Raw genomic sequence first — 18,137 nt, 5'->3', positions numbered from 1 at the left:
ACTCATGAGGATCGACCACATGACGCAACTGAACATCGCTGCTGCATCCGCTGATACGGCTGCCCTTAACAATGCCAACGTCAACGCGAACGCCAATGCCAACGCCGACGCTGCGGGCAAACAGCTCGCGCGCTGGCGCGTCGCCGACATCGTCGCGTTGTACGAACTCCCGTTCAACGACCTGATGTTTCGCGCGCAGCAAACGCATCGCGAGCATTTCGACGCCAACACCGTGCAACTGTCGACGCTGCTGTCGATCAAGACCGGCGGCTGCGAGGAAGATTGCGCGTACTGTCCGCAGTCGGTGCATCACGACACGGGCCTGCAAGCCGACAAGCTGATGCCGGTCGACGAAGTGCTCGCCGCCGCGAAAGCCGCGAAGGAAAACGGCGCGACGCGTTTCTGCATGGGCGCCGCATGGCGCAATCCGAAGGACCGCCATCTCGAGCCGATCAAGGACATGATCCGCGGCGTGAAGGCGATGGGACTCGAAACCTGCGTGACGCTCGGCATGCTCGAGACGCATCAGGCGCAAGCGTTGCGCGAGGCCGGCCTCGACTACTACAACCACAATCTGGATACGTCGCCGGAGTTTTACGGCCAGATCATTTCGACGCGCACGTATCAGGATCGTCTCGACACGCTGGAACGCGTGCGCGATGCGGGCATCAACGTGTGCTGCGGCGGCATTGTCGGCCTCGGCGAATCGCGCCGCGAGCGTGCGGGCCTGATCGCGCAACTGGCGAACATGGAGCCGTATCCGGAATCGGTGCCGATCAACAATCTGGTGCAAGTGGAAGGCACGCCGCTGACCGGCACCGAAGCGATCGATCCGTTCGAATTCGTGCGGACCATCGCGATTGCGCGCATCACGATGCCGCGCGCGATGGTGCGCCTGTCCGCCGGCCGCGAGCAGATGGACGAGGCGTTGCAGGCGATGTGTTTTCTCGCGGGCGCGAACTCGATTTTCTACGGCGATCAGTTGCTGACTACCAGCAATCCGCAGGCCGAAGCGGACCGCAAGCTGCTCGCGCGCCTCGGCATTCGCGCCGAAGCCGCGCAGCAGATGCCGCTCGACAAGAGCGGCTGCGAGCACGGCTGCGAACACGCGTAAAGCGCATCACTTCCTGTCGACGATGATCTGATCGAAAGTCCCGCCGTCGGAGAAATGGGTTTGCTGCGCTTTCTGCCAGCTACCGAACATTTCTTCGACGGTGAAGGTCTTGATCGGCTTGAACTCCGCGGCGTGTTTCGCGAGCACGTTCTTGTCGCGCGGACGCAGATGATGTTGCGCGATGATCTCCTGCGCGGCCGGCGACCACAGATAGTCGAGATACGCCTGCGCTTCCTTGCGCGTGCCGCGCTTGTCGACCACCTTGTCGACGATCGACACCGGCGGTGCGGCCAACAGGCTCACCGACGGATACACCGCCTCGAAATTGCCGCCGCCCACGCCGCTGTTCATCAGCGCGACTTCGTTTTCGAACGTGACCAGCACGTCGCCGATGCCGCGTTGCGTGAACGTCGTCGTCGCGCCGCGGCCGCCCGTGTCGAGCACCGGCACGTTCCTGAACAGCGCCTTTTCGAAGTCGAGCGCCTGCGCATCGGTGCCGCCGTGCTGCTTGCGATAACCCCACGCGGCGAGGTACGTGTAGCGTCCGTTGCCGGACGTCTTCGGATTCGCGATCACCACTTGCACGCCGGGCTTCGCGAGATCGTCCCAGTCCTTGATGTGCTTCGGATTGCCCTTGCGCACGAGGAACACCATCGTCGTCGTGTACGGCGCGCTGTCGTCCGGCAGACGCGTGCGCCAGTTTGCGGGCACCAGTTGGCCTTTTTCCGCGAGGAGGTCGATGTCGTTCGGCTGGTTCATCGTCACGACGTCGGCCTGCAAGCCCTGCAATACCGACAACGCCTGTGCGCTCGACGCGCCATGCGACTGGCGAATCGACACCGTCTCGCCGCTCTTCTGCTTATACGCGGCGATGAAGCCCGCGTTGATGTCCTTGTACAACTCGCGCGTTACGTCGTACGACACATTCATCAACGACGTCTCGGCATGCGCCGCCGATATGCCGCCAGCGCCGAAGCCGAGCGTGAGCGCCGTAAAGCCGGCCGCCAGCCAGCGTGAAGTCCCCGTCTTGCCTGCCATCTTGTCCCCGCTATCGATGATAAAAACCTGTGGCCGCGCGAACGCGCAGCATCAAGCGGCATTCTAGCGGATCGCTTATACGCGGCGAGCCGGGCTGGCCCGAGCAACGCACTCGAGCCCGCGCGTTAAACCAGCGCGTGCTGCCCGATCTCGAGCGCTTCGTCGCGAAAGCGCAGCGGCGCCGCGCAGTGCACGAGCGTGTCGATGAAATACTTGGCCCGCGGCCACGGTCCGAATCCGGCTGCGGTATTGATGTGCCCCGCGTCGCCGAGATTGACAAACGCACTGCCGAAACGCTGCGCGAGTTCGCGAGCGCCGGCAAGCGGCATCCACGGATCGGTTTCGCTGCCGATCAGAATGGACGGCACGCCCAGCCGCCGTGCCTCGAACGATCCGGCGAAGGCGAACTTTTGCGGGCTCGCGGGCGCGACGAGGAGCACGCCGACCACTTCGTTCGCATACGACGCCTGCTGCAACGCGTGCGCGGCCGCAAGACATCCGAAGCTGTGCGCGGCGAGCACGAACGGCCCGCGTTCGCGCGCGAGCAGCTCGCGCAGCGAGTTGGCCCAGCCGGCGACGTCCGGTGCATCCCAGTCCGCCTGCTCGACGCGCAACGAGCGCGCGAACTGGCGTTCGAGCCACGTTTGCCAATGTGCGCCCTCGCTGCCGTGCAGACCCGGAACGGTCACGAGCCGCGGCGGCCACGGCGATCTGGTGCATGAAAGCATGTCTGTCCCTCGCAAAGGGAAAACCGGGTAGTCATTGTCCCGCCGCCCGTCGCGCGGACGAACCAAGTTTTTGTGCTTTGTTTATCGGTTGAATCTGCGCGGAGCGCGAAGCCGAAAACGGACGGTCGTGCGCAAGCGCGCGGGATCGTCAGCGAAAAAGTAGAATGAAGCCTGCCCATAAAAGGAGGAGCCCTCATGTCGTCAGCGTCGCGCGCCGCGCCGCAGCCGTCGCGAGCCTTGCAGCCGTCCCGCCGCCCGCCGCGCCCGCACCGCGCGCGCGGCGTGAACCGGGACCGTTGCGCGTGCAACGGTGAGGCCGCATGAAAGTCCTCTTCTATATGCCGAACGCCGAAGCCGCAGCCTGGCTGCATGACTTTGCGCGCGCGCTGCCGCAAGCCGATCTGCGCGAGTGGCAACCCGGCGACACCGCGCCCGCCGATTTCGCGGTCGTCTGGCGACCACCGCGCGAGATGCTGGCCGGCCGCGCCGATTTGCGCGCGATCTTCAATCTGGGCGCGGGCGTCGATGCGATTCTCGCGCTCGAACGCGAGCAGCCCGGCACCTTGCCGCCCAACGCGCCGTTGATCCGTCTCGAAGACACCGGCATGGCGCCGCAAATGGCCGAGTATGTGACGCACGCGGTGCTGCGTTATCTGCGGCGCTTCGACGAATATGAAGCGCTGCAGCGCGAGCGCCGCTGGCAAGTGCTCGATCCGCATCCACGCGACACGTTCACGGTCGGCGTGCTCGGGCTTGGCGTGCTGGGCGCCCACGTCGCGCAAACGGTCGCGCGATTCGGCATGCCGGTGCGCGGCTACAGCCGGAGCGCGAAGCAAGTGGAAGGCATCACGACGTTCGCCGGCGAAGCGCGTTTCGACGCGTTTCTCGACGGCGTGAAAGTGCTCGTCAATCTGCTGCCGCATACGCCGGATACCGCGAACGTGCTGAACGCCCGGACGTTTTCGAAGCTCGCACGCGGTGCGTATCTGATCAACGTTGCACGCGGCGCGCATCTGGTGGAAGCCGATCTGCTCGACGCGCTCGCAAGCGGTCAACTCGCCGCAGCCACGCTCGACGTGTTTCAGGAGGAGCCGCTGCCGCCCGATCATCCGTTCTGGCAGGAGCCGCGCATTACCGTCACGCCGCACATGTCGGCGCTGACCTTGCGCGAAGAAAGCGTCGCGCAGATCGCGCAAAAAATGCTCGCGCTCGAACGCGGCGAAGCCGTCGGCGGCGTGGTGAATATCGAGCGCGGATATTGACGGCGTGGAGTCACAATCACGTCAAGGAGACACAACATGGCCGTACCCCAGCAAGTGAAAATTGTCGAAGTCGGTCCGCGTGACGGTCTGCAAAACGAGAAGGATTTCGTGCCGACGGCGATCAAGGTCGAGTTGATCAACCGGCTCGCGGCAGCGGGTTTTCGCAACGTCGAAGCGGCGTCGTTCGTGTCGCCGAAATGGGTGCCGCAAATGGCCGACGGCGCCGACGTGATGGCCGGCATCGAGCGGCGCCCCGGCACGATCTATTCGGTGCTCACGCCGAATCTGCGCGGCTTCGAAGGTGCGCTCGCCGCGCGCGCCGACGAGATCGTGATCTTCGGCGCGGCGAGCGAAGCGTTCTCGCAGAAGAACATCAATTGCAGCATCGCGGAAAGTATCGAGCGATTCGCGCCGGTCGCGCAGGCGGCGAAGCAGTACGGCTTGCGCATGCGCGGCAGCGTGTCGTGCGCGCTCGGGTGTCCGTATCAGGGCGAAGTGCCGGTGGCGTCGGTGGTCGACGTGGTGCAACGTTTCGCGGCGCTCGGTTGCGACGAGATCGATATCGCCGATACGATCGGCGTGGGTACGCCCAAGCGCACGCGCGAAGTGTTCGAAGCCGTGACCCGCGTGTTTCCGCGCGAGCGTCTGTCCGGGCACTTTCACGACACCTACGGCCAGGCGCTCGCGAATATCTACGCGGCGTTGCAGGAAGGCATCGAGATTTATCACGCGTCGGTGGCCGGGCTCGGCGGCTGTCCGTATGCGAAGGGCGCAACGGGCAACGTCGCAACCGAAGACGTGCTGTACTTGATGAACGGCCTTGGCATCGAAACTGGCATCGACCTCGCGCAAGTCGTGGGCATCGGCGATTTCATTTCGACGGCAATCGGCCGGCCGAACGTGTCGCGCGCGGGCAAGGCGTTGCTTGCGAAGGCACGCAGCGAAGCCGCCAATTGCGTGTGAGCCGAACGTAACGCAATGCTTGAGGCGCAACACCGATACTCAAACCATCAGGACCTGAAACGATGACGGACCACGCTTTTCTCGACTCCGACGACCTCACCGCATTGCCGGATTCCGCACGCCGTGTCGCGCTGCTGCTGCGCGAACGCGGTCACGCGGGACGGGTCGTGATGCTGCCGGAAACCGGCAAGACTTCGGCCGAGGCCGCCGCGGGTCTCGGCTGTTCGGTCGCGCAGATCGCGAAGTCGATTCTGTTTCGCCGCCGCGAAGACGACGCGCCGGTGCTGGTGGTCGCGAGCGGCGCAAATCGCGTCGATGAAAAAAAAGTGGCGGCGCAGGTCGGCGAGATTGGCCGCGCGGATGCGAAGTTCGTCCGCGAAAAAACCGGCTATGCGATCGGCGGCGTGTGTCCGGTCGGGCATGCGGTCGAACCCGTCACGCTGATCGACGAAGACCTGCTCGCGCTCGACAGCCTGTGGGCCGCCGCGGGTCATCCGCACGCGGTGTTCAATCTGACCGCGCAGGAACTGATTGCGTTGACGGGCGCGCCGGTGGTCGACGTGGCGCTGCGCGAGACGGCCTGAATCCGATGACAGCGCGAATCGATCACGCAGCGACAGGCGGCGGCGTGCCGTCGCCGTGCATCAACGTGTGCCGGATGGACGCGTCGAGCGGCTGGTGCGAAGGATGCCTGCGCACCATCGACGAAATCGCCGGCTGGTCGCTCTACGACGACGACGAAAAACGCGCGGTGTGGGACGCGCTCGAAGCGCGCCGCGCCGAATTGATCGCCCGCCAGGCGAAGGTGCAACGATGAACGCGGCGCCGCGCATTGTCACCATCGGGGAGACGTTTAGCGCGACGCTCGCGCTGTCGGCGGATTCGGTGAAAACGTTCGCGACGCTCGTCAACGATCTGAACCCGCTGCATCACGACGAGGCCTATGCTGCGCAAAGCCGATTCGGCGGTCTCATCGCGTCGGGCACGCAGCCCACCGCGCATTTCATGGCGCTTCTCGCCACGCATTTTTCGACCTACGCGCAGCCGCTCGGACTCGAGTTCGACATCAAGCTGAAGAAGGCTGCGCACGCCGGCGACACGCTCGTCATGACATGGCGCGTGCGCGATGCTTACTGGAAGCCGAGCCTGCACGGCGACCTGACGCATCTGGAAGGCACGGTCAAGAATCAGCGCGGCGAAGTGACCGTTGTGGGCGCATCGACCATTCTCGTGATGCCGAAGCCCGAAGCGTCCGTCGACGCGAGCATCAACACGGGCACGCTATGACCGAGTTGACCACCACATTGCCCATCGCATTGCCCGCATCGGTGCGCGTGTTCGAGCGCGGCTGGCTGTCGTCGAACAATGTGCTGCTCATCGACGACGACTGCGCCGCGCTCGTCGATACCGGCTACGCGACGCATGCGCAGCAAACACGCGCGCTCGTGCAGCAGGCGCTGGGCGAGCGGCCGCTCGATCTGATCGTCAACACGCATCTGCATTCGGATCATTGCGGCGGCAACGCGTTGTTGCAAACGACGTGGCCGTGCCGCACGCTCATTCCCGCCTGCGAAGCCGGCGCGGTGCGCGACTGGGACGAAGCGCGTCTGACTTTCCGCGCGACCGCGCAGACTTGCGAGCGCTTTGTGTTCACCGGCACGATCGCGCCGGGCGCGATGCTGCGCCTCGGCGCACTCGACTGGCAGGTGCTCGGCGCACCCGGCCACGATCCGCATTCGCTGATGCTGTACTGCGCGGCCGAGCGCCTGCTGATCAGCGCCGACGCGCTGTGGGAAAACGGCTTCGGCGTGATCTTTCCGGAGCTCGAAGGCGACAGCGGTTTTGCCGAGCAGCAGGCGGTGCTCGAGGCGATTGCCGCGCTCGACGTGCGCGTCGTGATCCCCGGTCATGGCGCGCCCTTTACGAACGTCGAGCAGGCGCTGGAGCGCTCTTTCTCGCGGCTCGCGTGGCTGCGGGCCGATCCGGCGCGCAATGCAAAGAATGCGCTGAAGGTGTTGATCGTCTTCAAGCTGCTCGATGTGCGCGCAACGAGCTTCGCGGCATTGCTGGAGATGCTCGACGGCGCAGCGGCAATGCGCGCGGCAGCCTTGATGCTGAGACCGCGCGGCGAGTGGCCCGCGCTTGTCAAAGCGATCGTCGACGAGCTGGCTGCCGGGAACGGGCCGCTTACGGTGGATGGTGAAAAGATCGTCGCGCGATAGCGCTGCAACCGGGAATGCAGTCGTGCAGTGAAGTAAGGCAGCGACGTGCAGCAGCAGCAGCGCTCACGCAAAAACCGCCGCCACAAAAAGAAAGCCGCTCAACCTGTGAAGGCGAGCGGCGGAAATTCTGTCGGACGTGATCAGCGTCTGCCCGAATGATACGCGCGCGCGATTTTCGGCCGCATCAGTGATTTCCCTACAGATGCATGACGGCGGCTGTTAACCCGCATACACGCCGGCGCGCGCAAACCGGCGCCGACATTAGCTTTGCGAACCATTAGTCCGCTGATATGAACAAACGTGGTTCGTTTGCAATCCGTAGCATTTGGGCGGTTGCATCGGCTGCATCGGCTGAAACAGCAAAGCGCCGCGCGTTCAAACAGACGGCGCGCGTCTTTGCGGCACGATGCGCCAGCCGAGATTGACGCCCGCGGCGGCAAGCAGAATCAGCACCGCGCCCAGCACCTGAATCCACGCGAGCGTCTGCCCGAACGCGATTCTGTCGACGATGATCGCCACCACCGGATAGATGAACGACAGCGCGCCGGTCATCGAAGTCGGCAGCTTCTGGATCGCGCCATACAGCAGCACATACATGAGCCCGGTGTTGACGACGCCCAGCACGACCAGCTCGAGCCACTGCACGCCCGTGGCCGGCAGCGCGTCGAAACGCACGAGCGGCGCGAGCATCACCACGCCGAGCGACACCTGGATCAGCGCGATCAGATGCGGCGGCGTGCCCTTCAAATGCTTGGTGATGATCGACGATACCGCGTACATCGCCGCCGCGCCGACCGCATACCCGATGCCGACCAGATACTGCCCCGGCACGGCGAGCACCGCGGGCTCGACCTTCACGACGAACACGAGCCCAATGAACGCGAGCACGAGCCACAGCACCGTCGACGCGCTGATCCGCTCGCGAAACACGATTGCGCCGAGCGCGACCAGCATGAAAGGTTGCGTGTTGTAGACGGCCGTCGCCATCGAGATCGACGCACGCGAATACGCGGCGAACAGCAGCACCCAATTGGCGACGATCGCCGCGCCGCCGAGCAGCGCGAGGCCAACCATCTTCCACGAGAACAGCTTGCGCCTGAACAGGCCGAGCACTGCGCATACGAGCGCGAGCGTCGCGCCACCGAAAATGCAGCGGAAGAACACCACGTTAAATGCGCTTTGCTGCGACGACACGACCAGCCAGCCGATCGTGCCCGACATCAGCATTGCCACGCTCATCTCCGCCGCGCCGCGGCGGATGTCGTTTGGAGCCATGATTCGATCCTCGAATGGATTCCTGTATGGCAAGCAGTGTAAATAATCCGGTCGAGCGAATACATGGATAAACTTAAGCCATACCGCCATACCACCTAAAATTCGAAGGCCGTCATGACGAAACGCCTTACTCCGTTAGCGCCTGTCCCGCTCGACGAAACCGATCGCGCGCTGCTCGCCGCGCTCGCCGAAGATGCGCGCCGCCCGGTCAGCGAACTGGCGCGGCTCGTCGGACTTTCGGCGCCGAGCACGGCCGAGCGCATCCGCAGACTCGAGGCGCAAGGCGTGATCGAGCGCTTCACGGTGCAACTCGATCCGCGCGCGCTCGGCTTCACGCTGCAAGCCATCGTGCGTGTCAAGCCGCTGCCGGGGCAGTTGCATCTGGTGGAAGAAGTGATCCGGCGAATTCCGGAGTTCGTCGAATGCGACAAGGTGACGGGCGACGATTGCTTCATCTGCCGTCTTTATCTGCGGACGATCGATCAGCTTGACGAGATTCTGTCGAAGGTCACCGAGCGCGCGGAGACGAGCACGGCAATCGTCAAGTCGACGCCGTTGGCGCGACGGCTGCCGCCGCTTGGTTAGGCGCGCGAAGCACAACCGCCTTCGTGCTTTACCGCTCTATCGCTTCAAAGAAGGACAGCATTTCGGCGAGCAATTCGTCCGGCGCCTCTTCCGGCAAATAGTGGCCGCACCGCAGCGAACGCCCGCTCACGTCGCGCGCGACATGACGCCATTCGGCGAGCGCGTCGAAGCACTTTTCGATCACGCCGTTTTCGCCCCACAGCACACGCAATGGGCAAGCAATCTTATGTCCGCGTTCGATGTCGGCGCGGTCGTGTTCGAGATCGATGCTCGCCGACGCGCGGTAGTCCTCGCACATCGCGTGCACCGCGCCGGGTTGCGCGAGCGCCGCGCGATACGCGTCGAGCGAGGCCGGCTCGAACGGCGCGAGGCCAGCATGACGGCTGCCCATCACCGCATCGACATACGCGGCGGGATTCGCACCGATCAGCGTCTCCGGCAGCGGCTCGGGCTGGATCAGGAAGAACCAGTGGAAGTAATGCGTGGCGAACGTGCGGTCGGTGGCTTCGTACATCGCGAGCGTCGGCGCGATGTCGAGCAGCATCAGACGCTCGACGGCATCCGCGTGATCGAGCGCCATGCGATGCGCGACGCGCGCGCCGCGATCGTGCGCACAAACGAGAAACCGCTCGAAGCCGAAGTGGCGCATCACGGCTACCTGATCGGCGGCCATCGCGCGTTTGGAATACGGCGTGTGCGCCGCGTCGCTCGCGGGCTTGCCCGATGCGCCGTAGCCGCGCAGATCGGTGGCGATGACCGTGAAGTGCTGAGCCAGTCGCTCGGCGCAGCGCGCCCAGATCAGATGCGATTGCGGATGGCCGTGCAGCAGCAGAAGCGGCGGCCCCGCTCCGCCCTTCACTCCAAAGATATCGGCATCGCCCGCGGCGACGCGAAAGGGCGTGAAATTCTCGAAGGCCATGGCCGTGTCTCTTGTCGTTTGGAGTGCGTGCATTGTAAAAGCCCAATGTGTCCGCACGCGGTGGGATAGCCCACGCAAGCATAGAACCTGAACACTCCTTCCAACCGTTCTAAACGATGCGGCGAACGCGGCGCGAGCGCTTCGCCTATAATCGAACGACCGTTCTTAAACGTTCCTGCATCTATGCATGCTGTCGGCTGCAACGCGGCGCGCCGCATGCCGCTAAACTCATCAAATAGCCGGGCGCCTCGCGCACACCGGCTCGTCAATCAGGAGACTCGCACTATGGCATTGCCCGCCGTTCTGCAAAATCTGGCGTTGCCTGTCGTCGCCTCGCCGATGTTCATCGTCAGCTATCCCGAGCTCGTGCTGGCGCAGTGCAAGGCCGGCATCGTCGGTTCGTTCCCGGCGCTGAATGCGCGCCCTGCCGAGTTGCTCGACGAATGGCTCACGCAGATTCAGGCGCAGTTAGCCGAACATAGAGCTGCAAATCCCGACGCGCGCATCGGACCCATTGCCGTCAACCAGATCGTTCATCAATCGAATACGCGGCTCGAACACGACGTGCGCGTGTGCGTCGAACACAAGGTGCCGATCTTCATCACGAGCCTGCGCGCGCCGGCGCGCGAGATCGTCGACGCCGTGCACAGCTATGGCGGCATCGTGCTGCATGACGTAATCAATCTGCGTCACGCGCAGAAGGCGCTCGAAGCGGGCGTCGACGGTTTGATCCTGGTGGCGTCGGGCGCGGGCGGTCATGCGGGCACCACGTCGCCGTTTGCGCTGGTCGGCGAAGTGCGGCGCATTTTCGACGGCCCGATCGTGCTGTCCGGCGCGATCGCGAACGGCGGCTCGATCCTCGCCGCGCAAGCGATGGGCGCAGACCTCGCGTACATGGGCACGCGCTTCATCGCGACCAAAGAGGCGCACGCGGTGGAGAGCTACAAGCAGGCTATCGTGAGCTCGTCGGCGTCGGACATCATCTATACGAACCTGTTCACGGGCGTGCATGGCAATTACATTCGCGAGAGCATCGTCAACGCCGGGCTCGATCCAGATGCGCTGCCGGAATCGGACAAGACCAAGATGAACTTTGCCAACGAAAAGGCCAAGGCGTGGAAAGACATCTGGGGCGCGGGCCAGGGCGTCGGCCTGATGGACGACGTGCCGAGCGTGAGCGAACTGGTCGCGCGGTTGTCGAAGGAATACGACGACGCGAAGGCGCGCCTCGGCATCGCGCGCTGACGCCAGGCTTCGCCCGCCTACATGTTCCGCCGATACTGCCCGCCTACCTCGAACAGCGCGTGCGTGATCTGCCCGAGCGAGCACACGCGGACCACATCCATCAGCACCGCAAAGACGTTTTCATCGTCGATCACCGCGCGCTTCAGACGCTCCAGCGCGGCAGGCGCGGCCTCGCGATGCCGCGCCTGAAAATCGCGCAGGCGTTTTAGCTGGCTTTGCTTTTCTTCGTCGGTGGAACGGGCGAGCGCGATGGGCTGCGGCGCCTCATGCGGATGCGCGCTCACGAATGTATTCACACCCACGATCGGATACGAGCCGTCATGCTTGCGATGCTCGTACAGCATCGACTCGTCCTGAATGCGTCCGCGCTGATAACCCGTCTCCATTGCGCCGAGCACGCCGCCGCGCTCGGTGAGCCGGTCGAACTCGGCGAGCACCGCTTCTTCAACGAGATCGGTCAATTCGTCGATCACAAAACTGCCCTGATTCGGGTTCTGATTCTTCGCGAGTCCCCATTCGCGATTGATGATCAACTGAATCGCCACCGCGCGACGCACCGACTCTTCGGTGGGCGTGGTGATGGCCTCGTCGAAGGCATTGGTGTGCAGCGAGTTGCAGTTGTCGTAGATCGCGATCAGCGCTTGCAGCGTGGTACGAATGTCGTTGAAGTCGATCTCCTGCGCATGCAGGCTGCGCCCCGACGTCTGCACGTGATACTTGAGCTTCTGGCTGCGCTCGTTCGCGCCGTAGCGTTCGCGCATCGCGATTGCCCAGATGCGTCGCGCGACGCGGCCGAGCACCGTGTATTCCGGGTCCATGCCGTTCGAAAAGAAGAACGACAGGTTCGGCGCGAAGTCGTCTATCGACATGCCTCGTGCGAGGTACGCCTCGACATAGGTGAAGCCGTTGGCGAGCGTATAGGCGAGTTGCGAGATCGGATTCGCGCCGGCCTCGGCAATGTGATAGCCGGAGATCGACACCGAATAGAAATTGCGCACGCCGTGCTCGACAAAGTACGCCTGAATATCGCCCATCACTTTCAGGCTGAATTCCGTCGAAAAGATGCAGGTGTTCTGGCCTTGGTCTTCTTTGAGGATGTCGGCCTGCACGGTGCCGCGCACGTTTTCCAATGCGATGCAGCGCGTCGCGGCGAGTTCGTCGTCGGTGAGTGCGCGGCCTAGTTCGTGTTGCTTGCGCGTGATCTGCTGATCGATCGCGACGTTGAAAAACATCGCGAGGATGGTCGGCGCGGGGCCGTTGATCGTCATCGACACCGACGTTTCCGGCGCGCACAGATCGAAGCCGTCGTAGAGCACATGCATGTCGTCGAGCGTCGCCACCGACACGCCCGAATTGCCCACCTTGCCGTAGATGTCCGGCCGTTCGTGCGGCTCTTCGCCGTACAGCGTGACGGAATCGAAAGCAGTGGAAAGACGCTTGGCCGGCATGCCCTCGGACAGCAGCTTGAAACGCCGGTTGGTGCGCGACGGGTCGCCTTCGCCCGCGAACATACGCGTCGGGTCTTCGTTTTCGCGGCGGAACGGGAATACGCCTGCGGCGAACGGGAAGTAGCCGGGCAGGTTCTCGAGCATGAGCCAGCGCAAAATCTCGCCGTGATCGACGAACTTCGGCAGCGCAACTTTGCGGATCGGTGTGCCGGACAAGGTGGTGACCGTGAGCGCCGTGCGGATCTCGCGGTCGCGAATGCGGATGACGTGTTCGTCGCCGGAATACGCGGCGACGGTTTGCGGCCAGGCGTCGAGTAGTTTGCGTTCGTGTTCGCCTAATGCGGCTGTGCGTTGCTCGATTATTGTGTCGAGTTGGGCTGTGGGTGCGTTGGCGCTTGCGTCGCTGGCGTTTGCGTCGTTGTCATTCGTGTCGGCTTCGCCGAGCATTCGGCGCGCTTCGATGAGTTGCCAGCGTTCACGCGCGATGCGCGCCTGCGCATCGGCGCGCTCGCGATAAACGTGAACGGTCTGCGCGATTTCCGCGAGATAGCGCACGCGCGCCGGCGGGACGATTGCATGACGGCCGCTCGAAAACCGCAGGTCGGCTCGCGCGGCAAGACGTCCGCCGCCGTCCGCGCGCAGGCCATGCTTGTGCAACGCGTTCGCGAGATGCACGTAGAGCGCGGTCACGCCGTCGTCGTTGAAACGCGAAGCGATGGTGCCGAACACCGGCATCGCGTCGGGCGGCTTCGCGAACTCGCCGCGATTGCGCTGCACCTGCTTCGCGACATCGCGAAGCGCATCGGCAGCACCCTTGCGGTCGAACTTGTTGATCGCGACGAAGTCGGCGAAATCGAGCATGTCGATTTTTTCGAGCTGGCTCGCCGCGCCGAACTCAGGCGTCATCACGTACAGCGATTCGTCGACGAACGGCACGATGGCGGCGTCGCCCTGACCGATACCCGACGTCTCGACGACGATCAGGTCGAAGCCCGCCGCCTTGCAGAGCATCAGCGCGTCGGGCAGCGCGTTCGAGATTTCGCTCGACGCCTCGCGCGTCGCCATCGAGCGCATGTAGACACGCGCACCGCCGCGCGCGCCGCCGTCCCAATCGCCGATCGCGTTCATGCGGATGCGGTCGCCCAGCAGCGCGCCGCCCGACTTGCGGCGCGACGGGTCGATGGCGAGCACGGCAATGGTGAGCGCGTCGCCGTAATCGAGGCGGAAGCGGCGGATCAGTTCATCCGTCAGCGACGATTTGCCCGCGCCGCCCGTGCCGGTGATGCCCAGCACGGGAATCTGCGCGGCTTGCGCCAGGGTCGCGATTTTGCTGCGCTCGGCGGCGGTGACGGCGCCGGTTTCGAATGCGCTGATGAGTTGGGCGAGGTGGCGGAACGCGATGGTGGTGGGCTGTGCGGTGCGTCCAGCCGTCAAACCGTCGATCCATTCGCCAACTGCGCCGGCTGTACCCCCCGGCGCCGCGGCGCTCTCGCGCGCAAGCGCCGCGCACCGCCCAATCATGTCGTCGATCATGCCTTGCAGGCCAAGCCGCTGGCCGTCGTGCGGCGAATAGATTTTTTCGACGCCGTATCGTTCCAGCGCGACGATTTCCTCGGGGACGATCACGCCGCCTCCGCCGCCGAACACCTTGATGCGCTCGCCGCCGCGCGCGCGCAGCAGATCGACGAGATAGCGGAAGTATTCGTTGTGGCCGCCCTGGTAGCTCGACACCGCGACGCCGTCGGCGTCTTCCTGAAGCGCGGCGGTCGCGACTTCATCGACGGAACGGTTATGGCCCAGGTGGATGACCTCCACGCCGCTTGCTTGCAGAATGCGCCGCATGATGTTGATCGACGCGTCGTGGCCGTCGAACAAGGCTGCGGCAGTGACGAAACGCAAGCGCCGGCCGGCGGGCAGCTCGTGGCTGGCGGCGCGCTGCGGCGAGGACAGATCGGTCATGTCTCCCCCAATCGTTACGCTGTTTGCGTGTGCGGGTGCTGGCAACCAGTATAGCGAAAGGGGGCGCTACCTCACCGCCATCGCCTTGATCTGCTCAAGCGACGGCCACAGCGATTCGTTCGCGAAGCGGTCAGCCAGAAAATCCACGAACGACCGGACTTTCGCCGACAAATGGCGGCGGCTTGCGTAGACGACATGGATCGGCAGCTCGCGCGGCGGCACTTCATCGACGAGCAGCGGCACGAGACGCCCTTCCGCGAGATCGGCGCCGATCACCTCGGTGCCGAGCAGCGCGATGCCCGCACCATGCAGCACCATCACGCGTTGCGCCTCGAGATGGTTGACGATCAGATTGCCGGACAAGCGCACGCGCGCCGCCTCGCCCGTGGTTTGCATGACATCGAGCGCCGACACGCCCGCGTACTGCAGATAGTTGTGGCGCGCGAGATCGGCGGCTGTTTTGGGCGTGCCGCGCCGGCGCAAGTAATCGGGCGACGCGCACAGCAGCAGATGCGCCATCGCGATCGGCCGGGCAATCAGCGACGACGACTTCATGCCGCTCGGCGAAGCGCGAATCGCGACGTCGAAGCCCTCGTCGATCAGCTCGACCACGCGGTCGGACAACGTGATGTCGACGGTGACCTGCGGATACTGCGCGGCGTAGTCGGCGACGGCGGCCATCACGTGGCTGAGCCCGAACGCCGACAACGACGACACGCGCAAGCGCCCTTGCGGCACCACGCTCGCCGCGCCGACCACCTGCTCGGCTTCCTCTAGTTCGGTGAGCACCTGACTCAGGCGCTCGTAGTATTCGCGGCCCGCCTCGGTCGGCGCGACGCGGCGCGTCGTGCGATTGAGCAAGCGCGCGCCGAGCTGCTGCTCGAGATGCATGACATGCTTGCTCGCCATCGCCGCCGACATTTCCATCCGCTCAGCCGCGCCGACGAAGCTGCCCACCTCGACCACTTGCCGGAACACTTTCATGCTGACGAGGGTGTCCATCGAATCGCTCGCTCAAGGAATTAATCGGCGTCATTTTGCATGGTTTATCAAGAGCCGGTGGGGAAAGGCGGCGGGCGAGCAATGCGGGATGGCTAAAACGACGAAAGCCCGCGTTCGGTGAGAACGCGGGCTTTGTGGTTACTGCGAGCCTGGCTGCGACTTCGACTGCAACGTTAACTGCGCCGAACATCGCTCGGCGCGCAGCGACACAAGCGAGCCGCCGCGCCCCGCGTTTCAGCCGCGCCTAGAACTTCGCGCGCAAGCCGACGCCGTACGTGTTGCCGCTCGACTGATTGCTGATGTGGTCGTACAGATAAGCCGCATAAACATCGGTGCGCTTGGACAGCGGATAGTCGTAGCCGACCGCGGCCGTCTGACGGGTCTGGTCGAAGCCGCCGCCATCGCGCGAGTACGCGTACGACGCCATCACCGTGCCCGGCCCGAACGGCACCGACACGCCGCCTTGCGCCGTGTTCACATGCCAGCTCGTCAGCGTCTGGTCGTTATGCGTGTACATGTACTGACCGAACAGCTTCACGTACTTCAGGTCGTACGACAGGCCGAGTTGCGCGACGCTTTGCGCCTTCAGGCCCGGCACGCCCGACGAATCGAAGCTGCCCAGATCGCCCGGCGTGTTGTTGAAGTTCACGTACTGGTAGACGGCGGTCGCGGCGAACGGGCCGTGGAAATACAGCACCTGGCCGCTCCACTTCTTCGCGCCGTTCTGCGTCGTGTTGCCGAGCGCGTACATCGCGCTTGCCGACAGTCCGTTGAAATTCGGCGATTGGTACTGCACCGCATTATTCCAGCCGGAGTCGCCGGTCACGCCCTGGTCCGTCGAGTACGTCGGGAACGTGCCGAGCCCGAGATAGACGTGGTAGACCATCGGCGAGAAAACGTACGAGTCGATGAACGGGTTGAAGAGGATCGTCGACACGAACAGATGGGTGGTCAGACGGCCGGCCGTGACCGTGCCGTACGGCGATTCGATACCGACGTAGGCGTTGCGCGAGAACGTGCTGTCGCCGGTGAAGCGGCCGTACTGGCCGTTTTGCGCGCGGAAAAATCCTTCGAGTGTGAAGATCGCCTTGTAGCCGTTGCCCAGGTCCTCAGCCCCCTTGAAACCCCAGTACGACGTCGACATGCCGCCGCCGGACACGCCAACTGCGGTCTTGCCGCCGGGGAATTTCTGCGCGCCGACCCATTCGTCGACCTGGCCATAAAGCTGCACGCTCGATTGCGCGAAAGCAGACGATGCGCCGGCCAGCAAAGCAGCACATGCGGTCGCCTTGAGGGTGGTCTTCAGCGCACGGCTGATGTTTGTTTTCATGGATTCTCCAGTCTTTGTCAAAAAGGGTGTGGCTGTGCGAAAGGGCAAGCTCGCGCGAACCATTGTTGTTGTCCGTCCGATCATCGAGCCAATCTGGGCGGGACCATCTTTGCGGACCATTTTTATAAACAAAAACATGGCTCGTTATTGCCGGTATATCGGTCTGATTAGGTTCGTCGTTTATCGGCCTGTTAAAGACCGTTGTGCAAGCCATTTCGCGGTGCCGCGGCAGACGCAATGAATCGCGCCAGGCAGCGCTCGCGGCACGCCAGCCGGTTAATAACGCTTCACATGACATCCCGATGACGCAGCGCCGCATAACCGCCCCGATTTGACGACGGGAGACGGTCTGCTGCCGAGTGTTTTCAAAAAAGTGTGGCGTCGAAACGTCAACTAGAGCGGAGGCGTTTCAATGCTTGTGACAAGAGAATTGAGATGTAATGCGGATGCGAAGCGGATTGAAAGGCGGAGTTGCTTGAGAAATGCGCGGGATACGTCGTGGAGCAACGGACGTTGTATGCGCATGCGACGTGCGCGTGAAAACGCCTCGGGCCAAACCGGCTGCAAGCGGCCAACGTCAGCGCAAGTTAGTTACGGTAGGGCGAAGCTTCGGGCGGGCGGCTGTCGTCGCCCTGGCGCTGGATCGAGCGGATGGAGCTGCGTTCTTCGTTATATCGCGCGACGTCGGCGCGGATCGAGCCCGAGCGAACCGGCGGGTTGGACTGCGGCCGCTGTCCGGGACGCGATTCGGCGCTGACGGGCGTGATCACGCCGGGGTACGGAATTCCGCCGCGGCCTTCGCCGGGATAAGAGCCCGGTCCGGCGACACGGCGAATATTGGAGACAGGCGCGCCCGAGCGGTGGAAGGCACCGCCCACGTCGCGATTGACGTAATTGCCATGACCGTAGCTGTCGACGGCGAAACCGGCAACGCCCGGCCCTTTGGCATAGGCGAACGAGCACAGCGCGACAACAAGCGCGCCCCACAGCCAGTGCTTCGTTCTCGACAACCCGTCCACCCGTGACTCACTTGCCCGAAGACTTGCC

Annotated in this window: 17 protein-coding genes; 9 read left to right on the top strand and 8 right to left on the bottom strand. The window is 64.0% G+C overall.

The annotated features are described in order from the left end of the window. The first annotated feature begins 19 nt into the window (after positions 1-19). On the top strand, positions 20-1,114 hold the full coding sequence (bioB, locus tag AB6809_RS23310; RefSeq protein ID WP_006048162.1) for a biotin synthase BioB: 1,095 nt from the start codon (positions 20-22) through the stop codon (positions 1,112-1,114). A 6-nt stretch (positions 1,115-1,120) separates the two neighbouring features. Here the strand turns inward: bioB and AB6809_RS23305 are convergent, their stop codons facing one another. Together AB6809_RS23305 and AB6809_RS23300 are read right to left on the bottom strand one after the other, a co-directional pair. Further along, positions 1,121-2,152, bottom strand: a complete 1,032-nt coding sequence (locus tag AB6809_RS23305) for a sulfate ABC transporter substrate-binding protein (RefSeq protein ID WP_029969561.1) — start codon at positions 2,150-2,152, stop codon at positions 1,121-1,123. Positions 2,153-2,277: 125 nt separating this feature from the next. After that, positions 2,278-2,880 carry an alpha/beta hydrolase gene (locus tag AB6809_RS23300; protein ID WP_006048164.1) on the bottom strand — a complete coding sequence of 201 codons (603 nt, stop codon included), beginning with the start codon at positions 2,878-2,880 and terminating at the stop codon, positions 2,278-2,280. 320 nt (positions 2,881-3,200) lie between these two features. On the opposite strand from AB6809_RS23300, the gene AB6809_RS23295 reads away from it, so the two are divergent. From AB6809_RS23295 to AB6809_RS23270, 6 genes are all read left to right on the top strand, one after another. Further along, entirely contained in the window at positions 3,201-4,142 is a 942-nt protein-coding gene (locus AB6809_RS23295) for an NAD(P)-dependent oxidoreductase (RefSeq protein ID WP_171800149.1), read from the top strand. 36 nt (positions 4,143-4,178) lie between these two features. After that, the gene (locus tag AB6809_RS23290; RefSeq protein WP_371027294.1) at positions 4,179-5,105 is read left to right on the top strand and encodes a hydroxymethylglutaryl-CoA lyase; all 927 of its coding nucleotides are present in this window, start codon (positions 4,179-4,181) and stop codon (positions 5,103-5,105) included. 62 nt (positions 5,106-5,167) lie between these two features. Next, positions 5,168-5,689 (top strand): YbaK/EbsC family protein, encoded by a 522-nt coding sequence (locus AB6809_RS23285; RefSeq protein ID WP_006048167.1) that lies wholly within the window; start codon positions 5,168-5,170, stop codon positions 5,687-5,689. 5 nt (positions 5,690-5,694) lie between these two features. Next, positions 5,695-5,922: a DUF1289 domain-containing protein gene (locus tag AB6809_RS23280; protein WP_114155719.1), complete on the top strand. Its 228-nt coding sequence runs from the start codon at positions 5,695-5,697 to the stop codon at positions 5,920-5,922. Continuing rightward, a complete protein-coding gene (locus AB6809_RS23275) occupies positions 5,919-6,392 on the top strand; it encodes a MaoC family dehydratase (protein ID WP_029969556.1) in 474 nt (157 codons plus the stop codon). The genes AB6809_RS23280 and AB6809_RS23275 overlap by 4 nt, the downstream gene beginning before the upstream one ends. Continuing rightward, entirely contained in the window at positions 6,389-7,327 is a 939-nt protein-coding gene (locus AB6809_RS23270; protein ID WP_371027293.1) for an MBL fold metallo-hydrolase, read from the top strand. The genes AB6809_RS23275 and AB6809_RS23270 overlap by 4 nt, the downstream gene beginning before the upstream one ends. Positions 7,328-7,702: 375 nt before the next feature. Here the strand turns inward: AB6809_RS23270 and AB6809_RS23265 are convergent, their stop codons facing one another. Then, positions 7,703-8,602, bottom strand: a complete 900-nt coding sequence (locus AB6809_RS23265; protein WP_307251236.1) for a DMT family transporter — start codon at positions 8,600-8,602, stop codon at positions 7,703-7,705. A gap of 114 nt (positions 8,603-8,716) precedes the next feature. On the opposite strand from AB6809_RS23265, the gene AB6809_RS23260 reads away from it, so the two are divergent. Continuing rightward, on the top strand, positions 8,717-9,187 hold the full coding sequence (locus tag AB6809_RS23260) for an Lrp/AsnC family transcriptional regulator (protein ID WP_192699987.1): 471 nt from the start codon (positions 8,717-8,719) through the stop codon (positions 9,185-9,187). Positions 9,188-9,215: 28 nt separating this feature from the next. Here the strand turns inward: AB6809_RS23260 and AB6809_RS23255 are convergent, their stop codons facing one another. Beyond that, entirely contained in the window at positions 9,216-10,106 is an 891-nt protein-coding gene (locus AB6809_RS23255; protein ID WP_053857410.1) for an alpha/beta fold hydrolase, read from the bottom strand. Between the two features lie 285 nt (positions 10,107-10,391). On the opposite strand from AB6809_RS23255, the gene AB6809_RS23250 reads away from it, so the two are divergent. Continuing rightward, positions 10,392-11,351, top strand: coding sequence for a nitronate monooxygenase family protein (locus AB6809_RS23250; RefSeq protein WP_006048174.1), 960 nt, complete (start codon positions 10,392-10,394; stop codon positions 11,349-11,351). Between the two features lie 17 nt (positions 11,352-11,368). Here AB6809_RS23250 and icmF read toward each other — a convergent pair whose 3' ends face one another. The 4 genes from icmF to AB6809_RS23230 all read right to left on the bottom strand — a co-directional run bounded on the left by icmF (position 11,369) and on the right by AB6809_RS23230 (position 18,109). Further along, positions 11,369-14,758, bottom strand: coding sequence for a fused isobutyryl-CoA mutase/GTPase IcmF (gene icmF, locus AB6809_RS23245; RefSeq protein WP_371027292.1), 3,390 nt, complete (start codon positions 14,756-14,758; stop codon positions 11,369-11,371). A gap of 66 nt (positions 14,759-14,824) precedes the next feature. Further along, positions 14,825-15,760, bottom strand: a complete 936-nt coding sequence (locus tag AB6809_RS23240; protein ID WP_006048176.1) for a LysR family transcriptional regulator — start codon at positions 15,758-15,760, stop codon at positions 14,825-14,827. A gap of 244 nt (positions 15,761-16,004) precedes the next feature. Further along, positions 16,005-17,090, bottom strand: a complete 1,086-nt coding sequence (locus AB6809_RS23235; protein WP_006048177.1) for a porin — start codon at positions 17,088-17,090, stop codon at positions 16,005-16,007. 587 nt (positions 17,091-17,677) lie between these two features. After that, the gene (locus AB6809_RS23230) at positions 17,678-18,109 is read right to left on the bottom strand and encodes a hypothetical protein (RefSeq protein ID WP_029969549.1); all 432 of its coding nucleotides are present in this window, start codon (positions 18,107-18,109) and stop codon (positions 17,678-17,680) included. Positions 18,110-18,137 lie beyond the last annotated feature (28 nt).

It is taken from the genome of Paraburkholderia sp. RCC_158 (assembly GCF_041355255.1).
Classification (GTDB): Bacteria; Pseudomonadota; Gammaproteobacteria; order Burkholderiales; family Burkholderiaceae; genus Paraburkholderia; species Paraburkholderia graminis.
The sequence above is the reverse complement of the archived record's forward strand: the minus strand, read 5'-3'. Positions and strand labels throughout refer to the sequence as shown.